Genomic DNA, 21,562 nt, shown 5'->3' with positions numbered 1-21,562 from the left:
CCCCCGATCTGGCCGGCCCCATCACGCCGTCGCGACGGCCTTGCCCAGGCCCGAGCATCCCCCCGAACGGTTCGGGCCTGACACCTCAGATGAACGCTGACGTGTCCGCGCAACGAAGTTGCAGGCATGACTGTAGCGCAAAAACTAGTCCATTAGAACTATGTCGAACTAGTCCTCATGAGCATCGCGATCGCGCGAACCCCCAGCCGATCCCACGCAGGTGTCAATCTGTCAGCAAAGGCGTCACTTTCGCGATCGCGTTCGCTCAACGCAGCTGGGTCAGCTGCGCAAGGTCATCCGTGGGCAGCGAGTCCACAACAGCGGTGACGTTGATCGACAGCAGGTCGACCTGAGCCCAGTGTTGCGACAAGAATGCGGTCTCCGACGCGTCCTGGCCGGTCGCGATGCGGAGCAAGCTGCCCCGCGGAGCGAGAGTCGTGGCGTCGACGACGTGCCACGCGTCCTCGATGTACGCCTCGGCGACTGCGTGGAAGTCCATCGGTGAAAGCCCAGGGGCGTAGACCGAGACCAGTCGTGCCGGCACGTCCAGGGCACGCAGGATCGCGACGACGAGGTGGGCGTAGTCACGGCACACACCTTGCCTCGCCAACATCGTCGCGACGGCACCGTCGGTGGGCTGGCTGGCCCCCGGCACGTAGGAGAGGTGGGCGCCGACCCAGGAGCTGACGGCGTCGAGCAGATCCTTGCCGCGCACTCCCGCGAACTCGGACCTGGCGGTCGAGAACAGGGTGTCGGACTCGCAGTAGCGGCTCGGCCGGCGATATTCGATTAGGTCCAGCTCGTCGACGGGTGCCGGGTCGGCCGATCCGATGACCTCGGCGGAATAGTCGATCGTCATCCGACCCGGGGGGCCGGTCAAGCGGTGCAGCCGGGTGCCATGTCGACCGGCGATCTCGTGCGCCTCGAGCTCGGCGCCCTCAGACGTGATCGTGAACGTCTCGGTGGCATCGACGCCCTTGGCCACCGCGATCGAGAAGATCAGGTCCGCATCGGCGTGCAGGTTGAGCGTGAGATGGGCTGAGACTGATCGCTTCACTGCCCGATCGTGTCACACCACTGGTCAGGAGTCGTAGGCCTCGAGGATCTTGTCGGCGGCCGTGGAGGCCGGCATCTCACCGGAGAGCACGGCCTCACGGATCTCCTTGCGTACGGCCGCGACCCGCGCATCGGTCCGCAGTCGCTGGTCGAGCTCATCCCGGACCAGCGCCCAGGTGAAGTCAAGCTGTTGCTGCGCCCGCTTCTCCCGCAGACCCTTGCTGCCCAGGAACTCCCGGTGCCGGATGATCCTGCTCCACACCGTGTCGATGCCGGTGCCGTCGAGCGCCGAACAGGTCAGGACCGGCGGGACCCACCCGGTGCCGCCTGCATAGACCATGCGCAGGGCCCCGGCGAGGTCCTTGGACGTCGCCTCGGCCTCCTGTGCACGCTCGCCGTCGGCCTTGTTGACCGCAACGACGTCCGAGATCTCCAGGATGCCCTTCTTGATGCCCTGCAGCTGGTCACCCGTGCGCGCGATCGTCAGGAACAAGAAGGTGTCAACCATGCCGGCGACGGTGATCTCGGACTGGCCGACTCCCACCGTCTCGATCAGGACGACGTCGAATCCCGCCGCCTCCAGCACCGTCATGGCTTGGCTCGTGGCCCGGGCGACACCGCCGAGGGTGCCCGCGCTGGGCGACGGGCGGATGTAGGCATCGGGGCTCACGGCCAGCTTGGACATCCGCGTCTTGTCACCGAGGACCGAGCCTCCCGTGCGTACGCTCGACGGGTCGACGGCGAGAACGCCGACGCGGTGCCCCTCGTCGACCAGATGCGTGCCGAGCGCCTCGATGAACGTCGACTTGCCGACTCCGGGCACGCCCGAGATGCCAACACGTACGGCTCCTCCAGCCTCCTCCGTCAGCAGGCCGAGCAGCTCACGCGCCTCGGCCCGGTGGTCGCGCCGGCTCGATTCGATCAGCGTGATCGCACGCGAGATCGCCGCCCGCTTGCCCACCCGGACATCGTCGGCGAGGTCCGCGAGGTCGACCATCAGGCTCCGCCGATCATGGGTGGGCGATCACGGGGTGGAGGTCTGCTGCAGCTTGTCGAGCAGGTCGAGCGCTGAGTCGGCGATGACCGTGCCGGGCAGGAAGACCGCCGCGGCGCCCATCTCCTTGAGTGTCGGGACATCGTCAGGGGGGATGACCCCGCCGATCACCACCATGATGTCGGGGCGACCCATCTCGGCAAGCGACTGGCGCAGCGCCGGCAGCAAGGTGAGATGTCCTGCAGCAAGACTCGACACGCCCACGATGTGCACGTCGGCGTCGATCGCCTGCTGGGCGACCTCCTCCGGTGTGGAGAACAGCGGGCCGACATCGACGTCGAAGCCCATGTCGGCGAACGCCGTGACGATGACCTTCTGACCGCGATCGTGACCGTCCTGTCCCATCTTGGCGACCAGGATGCGCGGGCGACGCCCTTCGGCCTGCTCGAACGCCTCGGTGGCGTCGATGACCTTCTGGATGTTGCCCCCCTGGCCGGCCTCGGTGCGGTACACACCTGAGATCGTACGGATCACGGCCTGGTGACGCCCATAGACCTTCTCCAGTGCGTCGGATATCTCACCGACGGTCGCCTTCGCCCGAGCCGCATCGACCGCCAGCGTCAGCAGGTTGTCATCAAGCGACCCGTCACTCGCGGAGCCGCGCTCCGCACTCCATGTCAGCGCTGCGAGTGCGGCGTCGACATCGGCCTGGCTGCGCTCGGCGCGCAGGCGCTCGAGCTTGGCGATCTGCGAGGCATACACCGCCTTGTTGTCGACCTTGAGGACGTCGAGCGGGTCCTCATCGGCAAGCCGATAGGTGTTGATGCCGATGACGGCCTGCTGGCCGGAGTCGATGCGCGCCTGCGTACGCGCGGCGGCCTCCTCGATACGCATCTTGGGGATGCCCGCCTCGATCGCCTTGGACATGCCGCCGGCCTTTTCGACCTCCTGGATGTGCGCCCAGGCGCGGTTGGCCAGATCGTGGGTGAGGCGCTCGACGTAGTAGGAGCCTCCCCACGGGTCGATGATGTCGATCGTGCCGGACTCCTGCTGCAGCAGCAGCTGGGTGTTGCGGGCGATGCGGGCGCTGAAGTCGGTCGGCAACGCGATTGCCTCGTCGAGTGCGTTGGTGTGCAATGACTGCGTGTGCCCCTGGGTCGCAGCCATCGCCTCGATGCAGGTGCGGCCGACGTTGTTGTAGACGTCCTGGGCGGTCAGCGACCAGCCCGACGTCTGGCTGTGGGTGCGCAGGCTCAGGCTCTTGGCGTTCTTGGGCTTGAAGTCCGCGACCAGCTGCGCCCACAACGCACGGGCTGCCCGCAGCTTGGCGATCTCCATGTAGAAGTTCATCCCGATCGCCCAGAAGAAGCTCAGCCGCGGGGCGAAGGCATCGATGTCGAGGCCGACGTCGAGGCCGGCCCGGATGTACTCGACGCCGTCGGCCAGCGTGTAGGCGAGCTCGAGGTCGTTCGTCGCCCCGGCCTCCTGGATGTGATAGCCCGAGATCGAGATCGAGTTGAAACGAGGCATCCTCTGCGCGGTGTAGGCGAAGATGTCCGAGATGATCCGCATCGAGGGAGCCGGCGGATAGATGTAGGTGTTGCGGACCATGAACTCCTTGAGGATGTCGTTCTGGATGGTCCCTGACAGCTTCTCGGGCGGCACGCCCTGCTCCTCGGCCGCAACGATGTAGAGCGCGAGCACCGGCAGCACCGCGCCGTTCATCGTCATCGACACGCTCATCTCATCGAGCGGAATGCCCTCGAACAGCTTGCGGGTGTCATAGATCGAGTCGATCGCCACGCCGGCCATGCCGACGTCACCGACCACCCGAGGGTTGTCGGAGTCATAGCCGCGGTGCGTCGCGAGGTCGAAGGCGACCGAGAGGCCCTTCTGCCCGGCCGCGAGATTGCGGCGATAGAACGCGTTGGACTCCTCGGCGGTGGAGAAGCCGGCATACTGCCGGATCGTCCACGGCTGGGTCGTGTACATCGCCGGATAAGGACCCCGCAGGTAGGGCGCGAGGCCGGGGTAGGTGTCAAGCGCGTCAAGGCCCTCGAGGTCGGCGGGCGTGTAGAGGCCTTCGATGTCGACGCCCTCGGGTGCCGCCCACGGCTCAGCGCCGTCGGTCGCCCGGGCGTACGTGTCGGCATCCGGGTCGTACGGCCGCTCGGGATCCAGCGGCAGCCCATGGAAGCTGTCGGGAATGGTCATGCTGATACCTCCAGCTTGGTGCGGGTCTCTCGCAGGAAGGCGAGGGCGTCCTGGCCGACGGCTGCGGTCGTGTCGGCGCCGATGTCTGCCGTGCCAGCGACGACGACGTGGGTCGCGCCGGCATCACGCAGCGCTGTGACGAGATCGGCTCCCCACTCCCTGTATGCCTTGTCGTTGCCCACCAGGCACACCACAGCCGGCCTGCCGGCCTCGGCATGGGACGCGATGACGTCGTCGACGCCTTCGGTCGGCCCGGCGACGACGGTGTCGACGCCGCCTGCGGCGAACAGGTTGGCCGCAAAGGTTCCGCGGGCGGTGAAGGCCGCCACCGGCCCCATCGACGCCAGAAACACCGGCGTCGACGCGCGCTCGTCACGCAGGGCTTCGTACTCTCCCGCATAGCGGTGGACGCCGATCGGCTCTCCGTAGGGCCTGCGCTGCGGCAGCTCCTCATGCAGGTTGGGGAACGCCGAGACACCCGTGATGGATCGTTTGCGCGTCGCGATGTCGAGTGCGCGGGCTGAGACCGTCTCGGCGATCCCCGATCGGAGGACGTCGAGCGACTCCAGCAGCCCGCCCCTGCCCTCGATCTCGCCGAACAGCTCCCACGCTGCCCGCGCCAGGTCGTCGGTGAGCTTCTCGACCGCGTGCGCTCCCCCGGCCGGGTCGGCGACCTCGGCGACGTGCGACTCGCTGATCAGCAGGCTCGAGGTGTTGCGGGCGATGCGGCGGCTGAACGGCTCCGGCAGGCCCAGCGGCTCGTCGAACGGGAGCACCGTGACGGATGCCGCTCCCCCGACGCCGGCGGCGAACGAGGCGATCGTGGTGCGGAGCATGTTCACGTAGGGGTCATAGCGCGCCATCATGGGCCGCGACGTGACGGCATGCTGCAGCTGGCCGGCCGCAGCGCTCGTGACCCCGCTGAGCTCGGCCACCCGGTTCCACAACCGGCGGGCGGCACGGAGCTTGGCGATCGTCGGGAACTGCTCGTCGGTCGCGGCATAGCGGAAGTCGATGAGTGCGGCCGCGTCGTCGACGTTGGATCCGGCCTCGACCAGAGCGCGGAGATACGTCACCCCGGCGGCGAGCGAATAGGCGAGCTCCTGGACATCCGAGGCCCCCGCATCGTGCACCGCGGTCGCATCGACCGTGACGGCGCGGACGCCGAGCGGCCCGGCGAGTGCCGCTACGTCGCCGACGACCCCCAGGTCGGTGACCCCGCGGCCACGGATCAGGGCACCGAGCGGATCGGCGCCGAAAGACGTACCGGGCGCGGCAGTGACCGCCTTGTCGTCGAGGATCGCGGCCAGGGCCTGGGCCGCCTCGACCGGTTCAGCTGGAGCGTCGAGGACGACCGCAGCGAGATCGAGAAAGACCGGTTCGAGGATCGTCGCGAGCGCGTCGATGGGAATGGCCCCGGTGCCGGTGGAGAGCCACAGCGAGTTGACCCCGTTCTCGATGTCGGTGACGACGTCTCTGGCCGTGCGCTCGGCGTCCGGGTCGGCGAACCAGGCGCGGACGTCCCATCCGTCGAGCTCGCGGGAGGCCACGCTGCCGCGGGTGAAGGGCGCCTGGCCCGGGAGCCCACCGTCGGGCAGGTCCTCGGACAGTGTTGGGGTGCCGAGCGGGGTGACCGAGATGCCGTCGAGAGTCGTGGTCGCGAGCTGGTGCCACACCTCGCTGTCGGACGCATCGTCGGCGAGCTTCCCGGCCTTGCGGAGGACTGCGGCGGCCGCCTGCTCCCATTCGTCCTGTGAGTGCTCGAGGCCCTCGGAGAGCGGGACCTCGATCGCCGCCCTCCCTGATCCTGCCGTTGGGTCCGATGCCATAAGGGGCATCGTACGAACAGGCCGTGACCTCGGCCACCCAATGTGACAAATGTGACGGCCTAGTTCGGTCATGACCTGCGTGCTGGATGTGTGCTGAGACTCGCGTGGAGCAGGCCTGAGAGACTGGACGGGTGAAGATTCCTGCGGAGCTCCTGCCCGGAGACGGACGTTTCGGCTCCGGCCCGTCGAAGGTGCGCGTCGAGGCACTCGAGGCCCTGGCGTCCACCGGCGACTCGCTCATGGGCACGTCCCACCGACAGGCCCCCGTGCGCAACCTCGTCGGCAGCCTCCGCGAGGGTCTCGCCGAGCTGTTCACTCTGCCCGACGGCTATGAGGTCGTGCTGGGCGTGGGCGGCTCGCACGCATTCTTCGACGCCGCGATGTTCGGCTTGATCCGCGAGCGCAGCCAGCACCTCGTGCACGGCGAGTTCACCCGCAAGTTCGCTGAGGCGGTGTCCGGGGCGCCCTTCCTCGCCGATCCGCACCTGATCGAGAGTGACGTCACGACGCACCCCGTGCCGATCGCGGAGGCGGGCATCGACGCATACGCGTGGGCGCACAACGAGACGTCGACCGGCGTCATGGTGCCGGTCGAGCGCGTTGCCGGTGCCGACGACCACTCGCTCGTGCTGATCGATGCGACCTCGGGGGCCGGCGGGCTGCCGATCGACATCGCGCAGACCGACGTCTACTACTTTTCCCCGCAGAAGACGTTCGCATCCGATGGTGGGTTGTGGATCGCGTTGATGTCGCCTGCGGCGATCGACCGCGCCGAGGAGATCAAGGCCAGCGGTCGGCACATCCCCGGATTTCTCGACCTGCCCCTCGCGATCGACAACTCACGCAAGAACCAGACCTACAACACTCCGGCCCTGGCCACGCTCTTCCTGAGCGACGACCAAGTGCGCTGGATCAACGCTCAGGGCGGACTCGAGTGGGCAGTCGAGCGTACGACTGACTCCTCCACCCGGCTCTATCAGTGGGCCGAGGCCTCGACATACGCCACCCCATTCGTGACCGACCCGGCCGACCGCTCGCTCGTCGTCGGGACGATCGACCTCGAGGGCGTGGATGCCACCGCCGTGACGGATGCGCTGCGCCGCAATGGCGTCGTCGATGTCGCGGGATATCGCGGGCTCGGCCGCAACCAGCTGCGCGTCGCGACGTTCCCCGCGATCGAGCCCGACGACATCACCAGGCTCACGCAGTGCATCGACTTCGTCGTGGCCAACCTCTGACCCACGACGCCTCACCGATGACGCCTTGATGCTCGGCCCCTAGTCGCTGGCGCTCGTGGGCTCCTCGATCTCGACGCCCCGGCGGTGCAGCTCACGATGCTCCTCGTAGATCCCGGCGTTGGCGCGCAGACCGGCCACCTGCTCGTCGGTGAGGTCGCGCCGCACCTTGCCGGGCACGCCCGCGACGAGCGACCGAGGCGGGATGACGACACCCTCGGAGATCAGGGCGCCCGCAGCCACCAGGGACCCCGCACCGACCACCGCCCCATTCATGATGATCGCGCCCATGCCGACCAGCACGCCGTCCTCGATCGTGGCGCCGTGGATCACGGCCCCGTGCCCGACCGACACGTCCTCGCCCAGAACGACCGGCTTGCCCTTGTCGACGTGGAACGCGCAGTTGTCCTGCACGTTCGAGCGCGCACCGATCGTGATGGGCTCGTTGTCGGCGCGGAGCACCGCGCCGTACCAGACGCTGGCCCCGGCGCCGATCGTGACCGCACCGGCCAAGGTCGCATTGGGTGCGACCCACGCGGTCTCGTCGATCTGGGGGACCTTGTCTCCGAGTGCGATCAGCATGCCTTCAACCTACCCAAACACCGACGCTCAGCTGATCAAGCGGGTGATGGGATCGATCGCGAAGTAGACCACGAAGAGCCCGCCGATCAACCACATGAGCGGGTGGATCGCCGCCGCCTTGCCCATCACGAGCTTGATCAGGACGTACGCGATGAAGCCCGCACCGATTCCTGCGGTGATCGAGTAGGTGAACGGCATCAGCACGATCGTGAAGAACGCGGGAATCGCGATCTCCAGGTCGTCCCAGGCAATGTCCTTGACCTGGCTCATCATCAAGAAGCCGACCAGCACGAGCGCCGGGACAGCTGCCTCGCTGGGGATGTGCTCGACGAGCGGGGCTGCGAAGGTCGCCAGCAGGAACAACACGCCGGTCACGACCGAGGCCAGCCCGGTGCGGGCACCGTCACCGACACCGGAGGCCGACTCGATGTACGACGTGTTGCTCGACACACCCGCAGCGCCACCCGCAGCGGCCGCGATCGAGTCGACGACCAGAATCCTCTGGGCACCCTCAGGGGTGCCGTCGACGTCGTTGAGACCCGCTTCGGCGCCGATCGCGGTCATCGTGCCCATCGTGTCGAAGAAGTCGGCAAGCAAAAGCGTGAAGACCAGCAGAGATGCGGTCACGACGCCTGCCTGCTCGAAACCACCGAGCAGGTTGAAGTCACCCAGCAGCGAGAAGTCCGGCTTCTTGAAGATCGTGTCGGGCCACGACGGGTCGTTGAGGTTCCAACCCTTGGAGGTGGGGTCGCCGTTGCCGCGTGGCACGTCCGCGATCGCCTGCACGATCCCGGCGATGACCGTCGTGACGGCGATGCCGATGAGGATCGCGCCGGGAACCCCGCGTGCGTAGAGGCTGATCATCAGCAGCAGGCCGATGATGAACACCAGGACGGGCCAGCCGACGAGGTTGCCGCCGATGCCGAGCTGCACAGGTGGCGCCGCGATGCCGGTCGTACGGACGAATCCCGCGTCGACCAGACCGATGAGCGTGATGAACAGGCCGATGCCCACCGCGATCGCGGTCTTGAGCTGACGGGGAACCGCGTCGAAGACCGCTTTGCGGAATCCCGTCAGCACCAGAGCAAGGATGATCAAGCCCTCGATGACGACCAGACCCATCGCGTCGGCCCACGTCATCTGGGAGGCGACGGAGAAGGCGACGAACGCGTTGAGCCCGAGGCCCGTGGCGAGCGCCAGCGGGAAGTTGGCGACGACGCCCATCAGGATCGTCAGGATCCCCGCGACCAGCGCAGTGACGGCAGCGATCGTCGCGAAACCGGATCCCGCCTCCGATCCTCCGCCGAGGAAGTTGCCGTCGACGTCCGGGACACCCGCCAGGATGATCGGATTGAGCACGATGATGTAGGCCATCGTCAGGAATGTCACGACCCCGCCGCGCACTTCCTTGCCGATCGACGATCCGCGTTCGGTGATCTTGAAGTACTGCTCGAGCGTGCTGGTCATGGCACTCCTGGTCGAGTTGGAACCGATCGTCTCGGAGCATGCCAGAAGCGGAGCCGCAGCGCGACTGTCAGGTCCGGCGCGTGGCCGCGACAGCGATCGCCGCGAGCAGGGCCATGACGCCGGCGGCCCAGAACCAGGTGGCCCCGGCAAAGCCGTTGTCCGCAGGCGGCTCGGCGTCGGACGGCTGTCCTCGTCCCGGATCTGGCGTCGCCGGGCCCGAGCTGGCCTGCGGAGTCGGGAGGGTCAGGGGCATCCGGATCAGGGTCGAACCAGCCCCCTCGCTACCGATCAGGAACGATCGCCCGGACCGCTCGATCGCGATCGACTCGCCTTGGGGTTGCCGCGACGCCTCGTCGGAGCTGATGAGCTTCCACGTCGTGGCGTCGTAGAGGAGAACCGACGTGTAGGTCCGAAGGAGCGCATAGCGGCCGTCTGCCGTCAGCGTCCCGTCCGTCACGAGGAGCGGCAGCCCATCGCTGTCCTCGGTCGCCTCGTTCCGGCCGGTGGTCGAGAGTCGGTCCGGCAGGGACAAGACCCGGCCGCCGACCAGCTCCTTGCTGATGAGTGCCTTGGCGCCGGTCCGCCGGTCGATCAGCAGGGCCTCGACATCGACCGGACCGGACTCGTAGGTGATCGGGTAACGCTTGGCCGTGACGGTCCGGTCGCCCGGTCCCGGTCCAGGCTCGAGGAACGCATAGATCGCCACCTCGCCCCGGGACTCCTGGTTGTCACCGGTGTCCGCGACCCACAGCCTGCCGTCGCCGTCCAGCGCGATCGCCTCGGTGTCGAGCAACGAACCACCAGCGATCGTCGTCGTGCCGAGGACCGCACCGGTCGAGATCTTGATGGCATACACGACCGGATCAGCACCGGAGTCGTTGATCGTGTAGGCCAGGTCCTCATGGCGCTGGCTGACGGCCAGGCCGCTCGACTCCAGGATTCGTGGGTCGCTCAGCCGGCTGACCACGACGGGACCAGTGGGTGCGCCATCGGCGTTGCGGGCCAGGGAGCTCACCAGCACGACGACCAGCAGGGCAAGGAGCAGGCCCGGGATGAGCAGGCGTCGATGGCGCGGATTCATGGCAGTCCAGCATGACAGCACGCCCATCCCCCGACGTTCGCGGCGGGTAGGGTGACCCTGTGAGCGACAACGAGGACGAGTGGGTGATCCGCGAGGGCGATGGTCCGGAGACCATCGAGCGCAAGATGGGTCACCGTGAGATCGCTCGGCTCGAGCGAGCCGCCCGACGACACGAGTTCGGCCGACCCGAGCTCACCGAGCTCGAGATCGGCAGCAAGACACACCGCGTCGCCGAGGTCGAGCCGATGGATGTCGACGGCGTCCGCACCATGACGGTCGGCACGATCGTCTGGGGCGTCATAGCGGTCGCACTCCTGCCGTTCCTCGGCACGCTGGACGAGGACGGCCGCACGTGGTGGCTGTGGACCGCACTGGCGGGATTCGGCCTGGGCCTGATCGGCATCGAGTACTGCCGCCGCCGCCGCAACGCCCTGCGCATGCAGCCCGGGCGTCGCCGCCGCGTCGACTAGGTCAACCGTCCTTGTGCAGGGTCGTGCGCAGCGGGACTTCCTTCATCAGCAGCGCAGCCACCAGGCTCAGGACCGCGATGCCGGCCGCGACCATGAAGATCGTGCCGGTCGCATCGCCATAGGCCGCGCGGACGACCTCCGCGACTGGTGCCGGCAGGTTCTTCAGGTCGAGCAGCGACACATCGCCGCCTGAGGGCTGGACACCGAGTCCCGCAAGCCTGGTCGACACGTCGTCCCTGACCTGTGCCGCCAGGATCGCGCCCAGCACCGCGACACCGATCGCCCCGCCGAGTGAGCGGAAGAACGCCACGACGGCGCTCGTCGCGCCGACCTCGGACACGTCCACGGTGTTCTGGACCGCGAGCACATAGTTCTGCAACAGCATGCCCATGCCAAGTCCGAGGAAGCCGATGAATGTCACGGAATGCCACTCGGGTGTGCGGTGGTCGATCGTGCCGAGCAGACCGAGGCCGAGGGCCAGCAGCGCCGAGCCGAGAACCAGCCAGCGCTTCCACAGGCCCGTCCTGCTGATGAGTCGACCCGAGACGACGGTGCCGATCAGTGAGCCGACCATCAGCGGGATGGACAGGAGCCCGGCGTCGGTGGGCGTATGGCCGCCGGCGACCTGGAAGTACTGGCCGATGAAGACCGAGCCACCAAACATGCCGACGCCGACGGCGATGCTGCCGACGATGGCGAGCGCGGTGGTGCGCTGGCGTACGACCTGCAGGGGGACCATCGGCTCCGGGTGATGCAGCTCGACCCGGATCGCGATGAGGGCGGCGACCAGGGTGCCGCCGAGATAGGCCGCGGTCTGCCACGACATCCAGTCGAAGGCGCTGCCCGCGAACGACACCCAGATCAGCGGGAGGCTGGCGGCGATCGCGATGAGGATCGCGCCCCAGTAGTCGATGCGCACCGTGCGCCGGACCGTCGCGATGCGGAGATACTTCTGCAGGATGACCAGGCTGATCAGCGCCAGCGGCACGCACACGTAGAAGGTCCAGCGCCAGCCCAGGCCCGGTGTGTCGACGATGACGCCGCCGAGCAGCGGTCCACTGACTGTGGCAACTGCCATCGTGGCGCCCATGTAACCGCTGTAACGTCCGCGCTCGCGTGGCGGGATGATCGAGCCGATGATCGACTGGGCGTTGGCCGTCAGGCCACCCATGCCCAGACCCTGGATCACCCGCATCGCGATGAGCTGGGGGGCGTTCTGCGACAGGCCCGCAAGGATCGAGCCGATCACGAAGATGATGATCGAGGTCTGCACCAGCAGCTTCTTGTTGAACAGATCCGAGAGCTTGCCCCACACCGGTGTCGACACGGTCATGGCCAGCAGCGACGCGGTGATGACCCATGTGTACTGGGTCTGCGAGCCGTTGAGGTCGCCGATGATCGTCGGGAGCGCGTTGGACACGATCGTCGAGCTGAGGATCGCGGTGAACAAAGCAGCGAGCAGCCCGAACAGCACCTCGAGGATCTCGCGGTGGGTGAGCGGCTGTGATGCGGACGAGGCTTCGCGTTGACCGACCTGCTCGCCCGTTAGTTGCATACTGCAACTGTATGTCGGGATGCCGTCACGGCGCAACGCGAAAGAGAGGTACGTGAGCGGACTCACGTACCCAGAAGCCGTGCAGGCTAGAAGTTGTCGACCTCGTCGACGCCGACCGTGTCGAACACCGGAGGCGGGAGCTTCTGGGCTCCGGCCGAGCGGCTCAGACGGGCGCCGGAATGCGCACCGCAACCGTGCTCGAACGAGACGACCCGGCCGTCGTCGTTGGCCATGCCGTTGGCGCAGACACCGAAGCGGTCGGAAAGCGGGCCGGCCAGGCTGACCAGGAAGCCGCAGGAGTGACACACCCCGGCGGCCTGCTGGGCGATCGCCGTCTCGGGGCCCTGCTCGCCGTCCTGCCAGCGGTCGGCGGCCGACTCGCGACCCTCGACCGACAGCACCCACTCCCGACCAAGGCCGACCTCGCGGGCGTAGAAGCGGTCCGGGGTCTGCTCGTCACCGTCACCGGCAGTCCATGACGGCACGAGGCGTATGTCGTCCTCGTCGGGGGGCAGAACGTCGCCGGGGCTGAGATCGCCGGGCCGGATCCGCTCGCGATAGGGGGTCCACACCGGGGCGATGATCGCGTCGTCGCCGGGCAGCAGGACCACATCGTTGACCGTGATCCGGTCGCTGTCGGGCGCCCGGGAGATGCTGACCGACCAGTACCAGCCGGCATATCCGCGCCTGAGGCAGGCGAAGTGATGCGAGACGAGGAGCTCGCCGTCGTCGACGACACGCACGTGGTCACCGACGGTTCCGGCGTCGGCAGCCTCGTCGACGGCCGCGCGGGCTGCGGCGATCGCGGAGGAGAGCTGCTGATCCATGGGCATTGATCCATTGTCGCCCATGTCTGGCCAAGCATGCCTCCCGGGGTGAGGCAGGATAGTCGGTGTGGAGGAGCGCGGAGAGCACGACCCGGTCGGGCCGGATTCGACACGGGTCGATCCCCCCCACCCCGAGTCAGAGCAATCCCGCCTGAGCCGCTCGGCCCAGGCCGCGGGCCGACTCTCCACCGGCACGGCCCGTCTCGTCGCCCGTGGCAGCACCTCGGCATTCAGCGCGTCCCGCCGGTTCACCCACTCCGGTGGCGCGGGTGAGAGCGGCCTGTCGCGACTGCTCGAGCTGCACGCCTTCAACACCGCCGGCGACGCGGCGTTCGCGGTATCCCTGGCGGGCACGCTGTTCTTCACGGTCCCGACCGGCGAGGCGACCGGCCAGGTGACGCTGTTCCTCGTGCTGACGATGCTTCCGTTCGCCGTCGTCGCTCCCCTGATCGGCCCGTTCCTCGACCGGTTCCGGCGGGGCCGCCGGTGGGCCATCGGAGCAACGCTCGCGATCCGGGCATTCTGCTGCTGGGTGCTCGCCGGTGCCATCTCCTCGGATGACCCCCCGCCATCGTTCTACTTCGCGGCGCTCGGCTGCCTCGTGGCCTCCAAGGCATACGGCGTGACCCGGGCCTCCGCAGTCCCCCGGCTGCTGCCCGCCGAGTTCACCTTGGTCAAGGCCAACTCCCGCATCTCGCTGACCGGCACCGGTGCCGCGGCGATCTCGGCACCGCTCGCTGTCGGCGCCGCGGCGCTGGGAGCGGAGTGGGCGGTCCGATACGCCGCACTGCTCTTCGTGGTCGGCACGGTCCTCGCGATCCTGTTGCCGACCCAGGTCGACTCGAGCGACGGCGAGGAGCAGGTGGACCTGACGCGGATCGCGACCGGGGTGGCCAAGAAGGGCATCAGCATCTCGCGCGACGTCGTCAACGGGCTGCGGAGCAACTCCGGCCTGCGACTGCTGTCGGGATTCCTCACGATCTTCATGGCGTTCACGTTGCGCGACCCGCCCGCCTCGATGGGCTGGGATGGCAATCCCACGATTCTGCTCGGCCTCGTCATCGGCGGTGCCGGTGCCGGCAGCACTATCGGGACGCTCGTCGCCTCGATGACCAAGTCACGCCGTCCCGAGCGCGTCGTGATCGCGGTGCTCGTGCTGGACGTCGCCGTCGTGGTCACGGTCGCGGTGTTCTTCACCTGGTGGACCGCGGTGATCCTCGGCCTCACGGTTGGCCTGTGCCAGTCGCTCGGCAAGCTGAGCCTCGACGCACTGATTCAGCGCGATGTCGCCGATCGCGTACGGACCAGCATGTTCGCCCGCTCCGAGACCTTGCTGCAGCTGTCCTGGGTCATCGGCGGGCTGATCGGCATCGGCCTTTTCACGATCGACGCAACCCCGCGCAACGGCCTGCTGGTCACGGCCGTGATCCTCGTCGCCTGGCTCGTGTTCGTGCTCAGACGAGCACATGGCGCGCCGATGTCAGGCCAGCAGGGCCGCCAGCCCGAACAGCACGGGCACGGAGAGGGCCGTCGTGACCGCGATGCTGTCCCTGGCCAGGAGCGCTGACCGCTCGAATCGCGTCGCGTAGACGAACACGTTCTGCGCGGTCGGCAGAGCGGCCATGACCGTCAGACCAAACACCTCGTGCGACCCGAGACCGAAGGCGAAGCGGGCCAGGAGATAGGCCACTGCGGGCATCCACACCAGCTTGAGCACCGCGAGGGCCGCGATCTCACCACGGTTGGCCGAGCCGATCGCGCCGCCGAATCGCAGCGCCACGCCGTAGGCCAGCAGGGCGCCCGGAACCGCCATGCCACCGAGGAGGGAAATCGGTTCGGCAACGACGTCTGGAAGGTCGACGTCGAGCACCGACAGCAGGACGCCGCACATCGCAGCGATCGACACCGGGTTACGTACGCCGGCCAGCGCCAAGGCGATCGCCGAGGGCTGACGACCGCTCACATCGAGGTCCAGCAGCGAGAGGGCGAGCGGAGCGTAGACGAGCAGCTGCAGCAGCATGACCGGCAGGGCGAACGTCGCGTCGCCGAGCACGTAGACCGCGATCGGCAGCCCCAGGTAACCGCCGTTGGCATACGACGCCGAGAGCGCGCCGATCACGACGTGCGACCTGGAGCGCCCTCGCCGACGGGCCAGAGGTATGTAGACCACGAGCACCGCGAGCACGCTGAGCGCCGCTGTCGCAAAGCCCACCCCGAGCACCTTGGCACATCGGTCCTCGACAGCAGGTCGACCAGCAGAGCTGGCGTTGCGACGAAGTAGACGAGGCGCGACAAGATGTGCTGGGTCTCCTCCCCGAGCACACCCACGTGCGCGAGGACGAAGCCGAGAGCGATCAGGATCCCGATGACCCCGAAGCCCTGGATGACACCGGTCAGAGCTCGAGCTCGCTCGCCACGGCGCGGAGGACCTGGGCAGCGGACTTGGCCTTCTTGCCGTCCGGGTGGCGCCCGTGGCGATAACCCTCACCGATCGAGTCGAGCAGCCTGATCAGGTCCTCGACGATGACGGCCATCGTCTCGGGGTCCTTGCGGCGCGCCTGGGACTGGGACCGGCTGATCGACGTGACCGGATCAAGGACCCGCACCTGCAGAGCCTGGTCACCGCGGCTGCCCTGGACGATGCCGAACTCGACCCTCGTCCCGGCCTTGAGCGCGGTGGTGCCGTCGGGCAGCGCGTCAGAGCGCACATGGACATCCGGCCCGTCCTCCTGGCTCAGGAAGCCGAAGCCTTTGTCCGCGTCGTACCACTTCACTTTGCCCGTGGGCATGGCGCCACCTTCAGGTCGCAGGGTCACGACAGTCGTCGCGGAACCAACCTTAGTGGGCGCGGCCTTCGCGACAGAACCCGAGGACCGCGTCGCGTGTGCCTGTCGGGTCCTGGAGCATCGGCAGGTGGCCTGTTGCGAGCTCGGCCTGGTAGGACGCGCCGAGCCGGTCGGCGAAGACCGCTTGCAGCTTGGGCGGCACCTCGGGATCGGCGGTCGTCGTGAGATAGCCGCGCCGAACCGCGGGATCCAACGGCACGAGTCCGTCGCGGAACAGCCGTTGGGACTCCGGGGTGAACGACTCGACGACGCGATCGGCCGTCTCCTGATCGAGTCCGGCCGCGAGCCCCTTGCGGAGCATGGACTCCGGTGGCCGGGTGCCGGCGAACCGCACGATCAGACCCGCAATCAGGCTCTGCGGAAATCCGAAGGCAGCGAAGAAGCCCTTGCCCGGCTTGGGCACGACTCCGGCCACCGCCAGCACCCCGTCGGCGCGCGGGCCGAGACGTGCCGCCGCAGCGTGTGCGACGACCGTCCCGATCGAGTGTCCGACAAGCACGACTCGGTCGACCCCGGCGGCATCGACCTGTCGGACGACCCCTGCCGCATAGTCATCGACCGACCCGCCGGCGCGCACGGAGTCTGGGTGATCGATCGCGAGCGCGCCGGGAATGTCGGCCTCCTCCCAGATCCAGGAGCCGAGGCCCGAGCCAGGTAACAGGACAGGAGTCGGTGTGCTCATGTGTCCATCCAACTGTGGCCAGGTGACAGTTTCAGCGGTTCGGCGGCGGGTCGACCGGCGGCCTGGGTTCGCGGTCCTCGAACGTCACCTCGACGGACTGGAAACCCTTGTGCCGCTGCGACTTGGCGTACGCGGCATACGCCTTCTGGTCAGCCTCGGTGAGGATCACGTTGTCCGTGAACGGCGTCAGGAGGGCACGCGGATAGAGGTGCCGGCGCAGGACGACGTTGACCTCGAGGCCAAGGACGACCATGACGGCTGCGATGAAGATGAAGGCGATCAGACCGAGGACCAGCGCGAAGGTCTGGTTGACCTGGTCCTCGGCATTGCCGATGACCTCACGGACATAGGTGTTGCCGATGTACTGCAGTCCCTGCCACAGCACCGCGGAGACGAGTGCGCCCGGTAGGACCGCGCGCCACCCTGCTCGACCCAGGCTGACCAGGCGGTAGACGCTGACGAAGATCACGACGGTCAGTCCGAAGCCGACGATCCGGATGACCCATCGCAGCGCCACCTCGAGGTCGCCGCCAAGGGCGTCCGGATTGGCCAGCACCGAGGTCGCGATCGCCAGAGCGAGGATGCCCGCGCCGCCGATCGCCAGGAAGATGATGCTGCGCAACCGCAGGATGAACGGATTGGCGCGGCTGTTGCGCGGCACCGACCACGCGATGTTGGCGGCATTCTGGGCGGCCTGGCCGAGGCCCATCGCACCATAGAGCGCAGCGATCGAGCCGATGACGATCGCGGTGGTGCTGCCGCTGATCCCCTCGGGCCGGCCGAGCTGATCGCCGATGATCGGGAACTGGCTGAGGGCAGAGTCGAGCAGCCGGTCGCGGAGGTCAGGGTTGTTCTGCAGCACGAATCCGAGGATCGACGAGCCCAGGAGCAACAGCGGGAAGATCGCGATGAAGGCGTAGTAGCTGATGATCGCAGCGAGGTAGGGGCCCTGGTCGTCGAAGTACTTGTAGATGACCGCGAGCGGAAACCCGACCGCCGGATGCTTGCGTTGGAATGCGTCCACCTTGTTGATCCGGGACGTCATGGCAGGTAGGGCTCCAGCGCCGCGACGACCGCATCGAATCTCGGCTTGTCGAGGACGGCGCCGATCCGGCGGACATCGGTGGGGTCGACAGTCAGCAGTCGGTTGAGCCGCACCTCACTGGACCGGCCCTTCGAGTCCCACGGACCCGTGCCCACATCGAACCAGAACCGGCCTTCGTCGGCCTCCTGCTGCATGTCACGGTCGTGGTCCTTGGAGGTGAGCCCGACCGCGACGAGGGTCTCGCCCTGTCGGCCGATCACCAGGACCGGCCGATCCTTGCCCTGCGTCGGGTCATCTTCATAGGGCACCCAGGCCCATACGACCTCGCCCGGATCAGGAGCATCGTCAGGATGGGGGTCGTAGGCGATGTCCACCCAGCCAGCCTGCCACAGCGAGCGCACCTCGACCCGTTGACCGCGCCCCGGCAAACGGCGGACCTGACCGGTGATGAGCTAGGCGGCGTGGTCCCGGTATGCCTTGCGCAACCCCGCTCGCGCTCGCAGACCCAGCGCTGACACAGCATTGGGGGTCAGGCCGAGCTCGCCGGCCAGGTCCTGCGGTCGCCTGCCCTCGACCTCCAGCTGCCAGAGCACGAACTGCCAGCGCGCCGGAAGCGCGCGATAGGCCGTGGTGACGTCCTCGTGATCGAAGGCCGTATCGACCCGCTCGACGACGCAGTCATAGGTCTCGACGTCCTCGACCAGGACCAATCGACGGTGGCCGGCAGCCCGCCGGCCCGCCTCGTGCCGCAGCGCGGTCAGGAGATATCCCCGCACCGAGGTCGTGGGCCCGCGCCCGTGCCGCAGCTGGTCCAACGTCGCGGCGAAGGCCTCTGCGACCACGTCATCGACATCCGAGGGGCGCACGATCCGGCGGCCCATGGCGCGCAGCGCCGGTGCGTGCCGCTCGAACAGCACGGCATACGCCTCGACGCTGCCGCCTCGCGTGAGCATCACCAGATCGCCGTCACTCGGTTGGGTCGGTCCGTCATCGTCCATGGGTCACTCCGTCCTGTGGGTGATCCAGTTATTGCCCAATGAGCGGAGATGTTCCAGCACCGGGAGTCGCACCTGTGGACAACCGGCGGCGCTCCGAGATGCGACGCAGCACACTCGTGCTCGGAGGTGGTGTGGATGGCTGAGACCGGGCAGCCGATCGGGTTGAGCGACCTCATCCGCGGAGTCGGGCGATCGTGGCGGGTGCTTGTCAGCGGCGCCCTGGCCGGTGCCCTGATCGGGTTGAGCGCACATCTCGCTCTCCCCCAGACCTTTTCGGCCACGGCGTCGCTCCGGGTCGAGGCGACCGGGCTGGACCCGCTTGCCGAGCCGACACCCCATCAGGTCGACATGGCGACCGAGGAGACGGTCGCGTCGTCCCGGCAGATCTCGGGATCACGCAAGGTGGACGTCGAGGCGGTCGGCCAGTCCTCGATCCTGCGGATCACGCACACCAGCGCAACGCCCCGAGGCGCCGCACGGGGTGCCAATGCGGTGGCTCGCGCCTATCTCGTGGACCGCGCCCAGCGAGCGGCCAGGTCCGTGGCCGAGGCACGTGCCGTGCTCAAGGGGCAGGTTGAGGCACTGCCGCCCCGGTCGTCAGCCCCCCAGGCGCAGCAGCTGGCCACCGATCTGGCCCTCTCCCGTCGCCTCCGGACCGGCGGGGGCAGGATCATCGACGTCGCCAGCCCACCCGAGCGAGGAGACCTGCCGGGTCCGGCCCTGTCGTGTCTCGCGGCCGGTCTCCTGGGACTGCTCCTCGCAACGCCGCTGGCTGCGCTCCGATCGCGGCCGGACGCGACGGCGACCCAGGTCGTGCTGCTCGACGTCGATCCGGCGGCGCAGATCGAGCTCCGACAGGGCGCAGCGGCCCTCGCGGACCACGTCCTCGTGCTGCGGGACGACGCAGACCTCGACCCCGCAGAGCGATGGTGCGAGCACCTGAGATCGGTGGGCATACCCGCAGATGTCGTGCGAGTGGGTGATCCGATGCGGATCAGTCGAACGGCGGCAGGTCGCGCTTCATGACCTTGCCGGTCGGGTTCCGGGGCAGCTCATCGAGAAACTTCACCTTCCGCGGCACGGCGAACCGAGGAACGTTGTCCTTCGCGAACGCCATCAGGTCCTCCTCGCTCAGCGAGGCGCCGCCCTTGACCACGACGTAAGCAGCGAGGGCCTGCCCGAACTTCTCGTCGTCGATGCCGGTGACCACGACGTCGGTGATCTCCGGATGATCGATCAGGGAGTCCTCCAGCTCTCGGGGAAACACGTTCTCCCCGCCCACCACGACCATGTCGTCATCACGTCCGGAGACGAACAGGCGGCCATTCTCGTCGAAGTAGCCGAGATCGCCGGTGCTCATGAGCCCGTCTGCGAACGTCTTGGTGTTGCCGTCGGTGTAGCCGCCGAACGGCATGTCGTTGCCGACATGGATGACCCCGGTCTCGCCCTGCGGGAGCTCCTTGCCGTCGCCGTCGAGGACCTTGACGAACGTGCGGAACGGGGGCGTCCCGGCGGTGCCGGGCGCCTCACGCAGGTCCTTGGGGCTCGCGATCGTCACCCATCCGGTCTCGGTCGCGCCATAGAAGTTGTAGACCGAGTCGGTGAACATGTCCATGTAGCGGTTCGCCAGGTCGCCGGCCAGCGCCGACCCGCTCGCCGCGGTGACCAGGAGGGACGACACGTCGGTCTTTTCGACGATCACCGGATCGGCGTCGACCAACCGCTGCATCATGAGTGGCACGACCACCAAGACGCTTGCCTTGCGCTCATCGATGTCGCGCAACACCTGCTCGGCGGAGAACTTGCGCCGCAGGACATACGTCGGAGCGGTCGACAACCCGAACCCGAAGTTGATCAGGCCCCACGAGTGGAACAGCGGCGCGGCGAGCACGACGGTGGAGTTGCCGCGATAAGGGATAGCGCCGAAGAAGGCGATGAGCGGCTTGAGGTCTGCGGGCTCCTCGCGCTTGGCGCCCTTGGGCAGCCCCGTCGTGCCGGACGTGAAGATGATGATCTGCCCGTGGCGGGGCGGCTTGGGCTGGGCCTTGGTGGGCTGATCGGCCATCAGCTTGGTGACAGTCGGTATGTCCGAAGGTGCGTCGTCGTCGGCCCACAGGAGCAGGAGGTCATCGCGTTCGACGCCCTCGCCGACATCGAGGAACTCCTGGTCGAGCAGCACGAGCTTGGCGCCCTCGCGCTTGCCGAGCTCGGAGAGCTGGGAGCGACTTGCCATCGTGTTGAGCAGCAGGACCCGCGCGCCGGCCTGCATCACGGCCACCAGGGCGACGATCATGTAGCGGTGGTTGCGCGAGAGCAGCGCGACCGAGTCCCCCGGCTCGATGCCCTTGTCCTTGAGCGCCTGGGTGAGCTGGTTGATCTGCCCGGCCAGCTCGGACCAGGTCACCTCACCCGCGTCGTCGATGATCGCGAGCTGGTTGGGAAAGCGCTTGGCCGCGGCATTGACACCCGACGGCAGCCCCGGACCCCATTTGACGAGCTGCAAGCCGGCGCCGAGGAGGCGATGCGGGAGGACCGGCTTCAGCATGCCGATCTGTCGGAAGACCTTGAGCGTGTATCCCAGATCGCTCATGCCTGTGGTTCCACGATTGGCTCGCTCATACACTTCTCCAGCTCGCTGGGCGCGTGACCCCGACACGGTAGCCGCGGGCAGGCAGATCGAG

At 67.9% G+C, this 21,562-nt stretch carries 20 protein-coding genes; 4 read left to right on the top strand and 16 right to left on the bottom strand.

The features are described from left to right. Window positions 1-265 precede the first annotated feature (265 nt). Genes WKF39_RS02830 through WKF39_RS02815 form a run of 4 tightly spaced genes read right to left on the bottom strand, consistent with a single transcriptional unit; the run spans window position 266 to window position 6,093 of the window. Complete coding sequence (locus WKF39_RS02830) at window positions 266-1,057, bottom strand: transglutaminase family protein (RefSeq protein ID WP_340385699.1); 792 nt, start codon at window positions 1,055-1,057, stop codon at window positions 266-268. A gap of 24 nt (window positions 1,058-1,081) precedes the next feature. Beyond that, window positions 1,082-2,053, bottom strand: coding sequence for a methylmalonyl Co-A mutase-associated GTPase MeaB (meaB, locus tag WKF39_RS02825; protein ID WP_340385697.1), 972 nt, complete (start codon window positions 2,051-2,053; stop codon window positions 1,082-1,084). Window positions 2,054-2,080: 27 nt separating this feature from the next. Further along, window positions 2,081-4,264, bottom strand: a complete 2,184-nt coding sequence (gene scpA / locus WKF39_RS02820; RefSeq protein ID WP_340385695.1) for a methylmalonyl-CoA mutase — start codon at window positions 4,262-4,264, stop codon at window positions 2,081-2,083. After that, window positions 4,261-6,093 (bottom strand): methylmalonyl-CoA mutase subunit beta, encoded by a 1,833-nt coding sequence (locus WKF39_RS02815; protein WP_340385693.1) that lies wholly within the window; start codon window positions 6,091-6,093, stop codon window positions 4,261-4,263. Before WKF39_RS02815 ends, scpA begins: the two co-directional genes overlap by 4 nt. A 131-nt stretch (window positions 6,094-6,224) precedes the next feature. Between WKF39_RS02815 and serC the strand changes: the two genes are divergently transcribed. After that, entirely contained in the window at window positions 6,225-7,331 is a 1,107-nt protein-coding gene (gene serC / locus WKF39_RS02810; protein ID WP_340385691.1) for a phosphoserine transaminase, read from the top strand. 39 nt (window positions 7,332-7,370) lie between these two features. Here the strand turns inward: serC and WKF39_RS02805 are convergent, their stop codons facing one another. The 3 genes from WKF39_RS02805 to WKF39_RS02795 form a co-directional block, all read right to left on the bottom strand. Further along, window positions 7,371-7,910, bottom strand: coding sequence for a gamma carbonic anhydrase family protein (locus WKF39_RS02805; RefSeq protein WP_340385688.1), 540 nt, complete (start codon window positions 7,908-7,910; stop codon window positions 7,371-7,373). A gap of 27 nt (window positions 7,911-7,937) precedes the next feature. Then, entirely contained in the window at window positions 7,938-9,377 is a 1,440-nt protein-coding gene (locus WKF39_RS02800; protein WP_340385686.1) for an NCS2 family permease, read from the bottom strand. A gap of 67 nt (window positions 9,378-9,444) precedes the next feature. After that, window positions 9,445-10,458 (bottom strand): hypothetical protein, encoded by a 1,014-nt coding sequence (locus tag WKF39_RS02795; protein WP_340385684.1) that lies wholly within the window; start codon window positions 10,456-10,458, stop codon window positions 9,445-9,447. 59 nt (window positions 10,459-10,517) lie between these two features. Between WKF39_RS02795 and WKF39_RS02790 the strand changes: the two genes are divergently transcribed. After that, complete coding sequence (locus WKF39_RS02790; RefSeq protein WP_340385682.1) at window positions 10,518-10,928, top strand: DUF2530 domain-containing protein; 411 nt, start codon at window positions 10,518-10,520, stop codon at window positions 10,926-10,928. A gap of 1 nt (window position 10,929) precedes the next feature. Here the strand turns inward: WKF39_RS02790 and WKF39_RS02785 are convergent, their stop codons facing one another. Both WKF39_RS02785 and WKF39_RS02780 read right to left on the bottom strand, forming a co-directional pair. Next, on the bottom strand, window positions 10,930-12,483 hold the full coding sequence (locus WKF39_RS02785) for an MDR family MFS transporter (protein ID WP_340385680.1): 1,554 nt from the start codon (window positions 12,481-12,483) through the stop codon (window positions 10,930-10,932). An 86-nt stretch (window positions 12,484-12,569) separates the two neighbouring features. Next, window positions 12,570-13,310, bottom strand: a complete 741-nt coding sequence (locus WKF39_RS02780; RefSeq protein ID WP_340385678.1) for a DUF3027 domain-containing protein — start codon at window positions 13,308-13,310, stop codon at window positions 12,570-12,572. Window positions 13,311-13,377: 67 nt separating this feature from the next. On the opposite strand from WKF39_RS02780, the gene WKF39_RS02775 reads away from it, so the two are divergent. After that, on the top strand, window positions 13,378-14,877 hold the full coding sequence (locus WKF39_RS02775) for an MFS transporter (RefSeq protein WP_340385676.1): 1,500 nt from the start codon (window positions 13,378-13,380) through the stop codon (window positions 14,875-14,877). Here the strand turns inward: WKF39_RS02775 and WKF39_RS02770 are convergent. The 6 genes from WKF39_RS02770 to WKF39_RS02745 form a co-directional block, all read right to left on the bottom strand. After that, window positions 14,791-15,522, bottom strand: a complete 732-nt coding sequence (locus tag WKF39_RS02770) for an AEC family transporter (protein WP_340385674.1) — start codon at window positions 15,520-15,522, stop codon at window positions 14,791-14,793. The two genes, WKF39_RS02775 and WKF39_RS02770, sit on opposite strands and share 87 nt — an antisense overlap. 181 nt (window positions 15,523-15,703) lie before the next feature. Then, on the bottom strand, window positions 15,704-16,099 hold the full coding sequence (locus WKF39_RS02765) for a cold-shock protein (protein WP_340385672.1): 396 nt from the start codon (window positions 16,097-16,099) through the stop codon (window positions 15,704-15,706). Between the two features lie 49 nt (window positions 16,100-16,148). Then, complete coding sequence (locus WKF39_RS02760; RefSeq protein WP_340385671.1) at window positions 16,149-16,838, bottom strand: alpha/beta hydrolase; 690 nt, start codon at window positions 16,836-16,838, stop codon at window positions 16,149-16,151. A 31-nt stretch (window positions 16,839-16,869) separates the two neighbouring features. Then, on the bottom strand, window positions 16,870-17,883 hold the full coding sequence (locus tag WKF39_RS02755) for a YihY/virulence factor BrkB family protein (RefSeq protein WP_340385670.1): 1,014 nt from the start codon (window positions 17,881-17,883) through the stop codon (window positions 16,870-16,872). Further along, entirely contained in the window at window positions 17,880-18,257 is a 378-nt protein-coding gene (locus WKF39_RS02750) for a type II toxin-antitoxin system PemK/MazF family toxin (protein WP_340385668.1), read from the bottom strand. Before WKF39_RS02750 ends, WKF39_RS02755 begins: the two co-directional genes overlap by 4 nt. A 78-nt stretch (window positions 18,258-18,335) precedes the next feature. Then, window positions 18,336-18,881 (bottom strand): sigma-70 family RNA polymerase sigma factor, encoded by a 546-nt coding sequence (locus tag WKF39_RS02745; protein WP_340385666.1) that lies wholly within the window; start codon window positions 18,879-18,881, stop codon window positions 18,336-18,338. Between the two features lie 135 nt (window positions 18,882-19,016). Here WKF39_RS02745 and WKF39_RS02740 point away from each other — a divergent pair, with 135 nt between their 5' ends. Beyond that, entirely contained in the window at window positions 19,017-19,907 is an 891-nt protein-coding gene (locus tag WKF39_RS02740; RefSeq protein WP_340385664.1) for a hypothetical protein, read from the top strand. Here the strand turns inward: WKF39_RS02740 and WKF39_RS02735 are convergent. Further along, a complete protein-coding gene (locus WKF39_RS02735) occupies window positions 19,876-21,471 on the bottom strand; it encodes an AMP-binding protein (RefSeq protein WP_340385662.1) in 1,596 nt (531 codons plus the stop codon). The genes WKF39_RS02740 and WKF39_RS02735 overlap by 32 nt on opposite strands. Window positions 21,472-21,562 lie beyond the last annotated feature (91 nt).

Source organism: Aeromicrobium sp. (assembly GCF_037719875.1).
GTDB lineage: Bacteria > Actinomycetota > Actinomycetes > Propionibacteriales > Nocardioidaceae > Aeromicrobium.
Note: the sequence above shows the minus strand (reverse complement) of the source record. Positions and strands in the feature narration are given on the sequence as shown.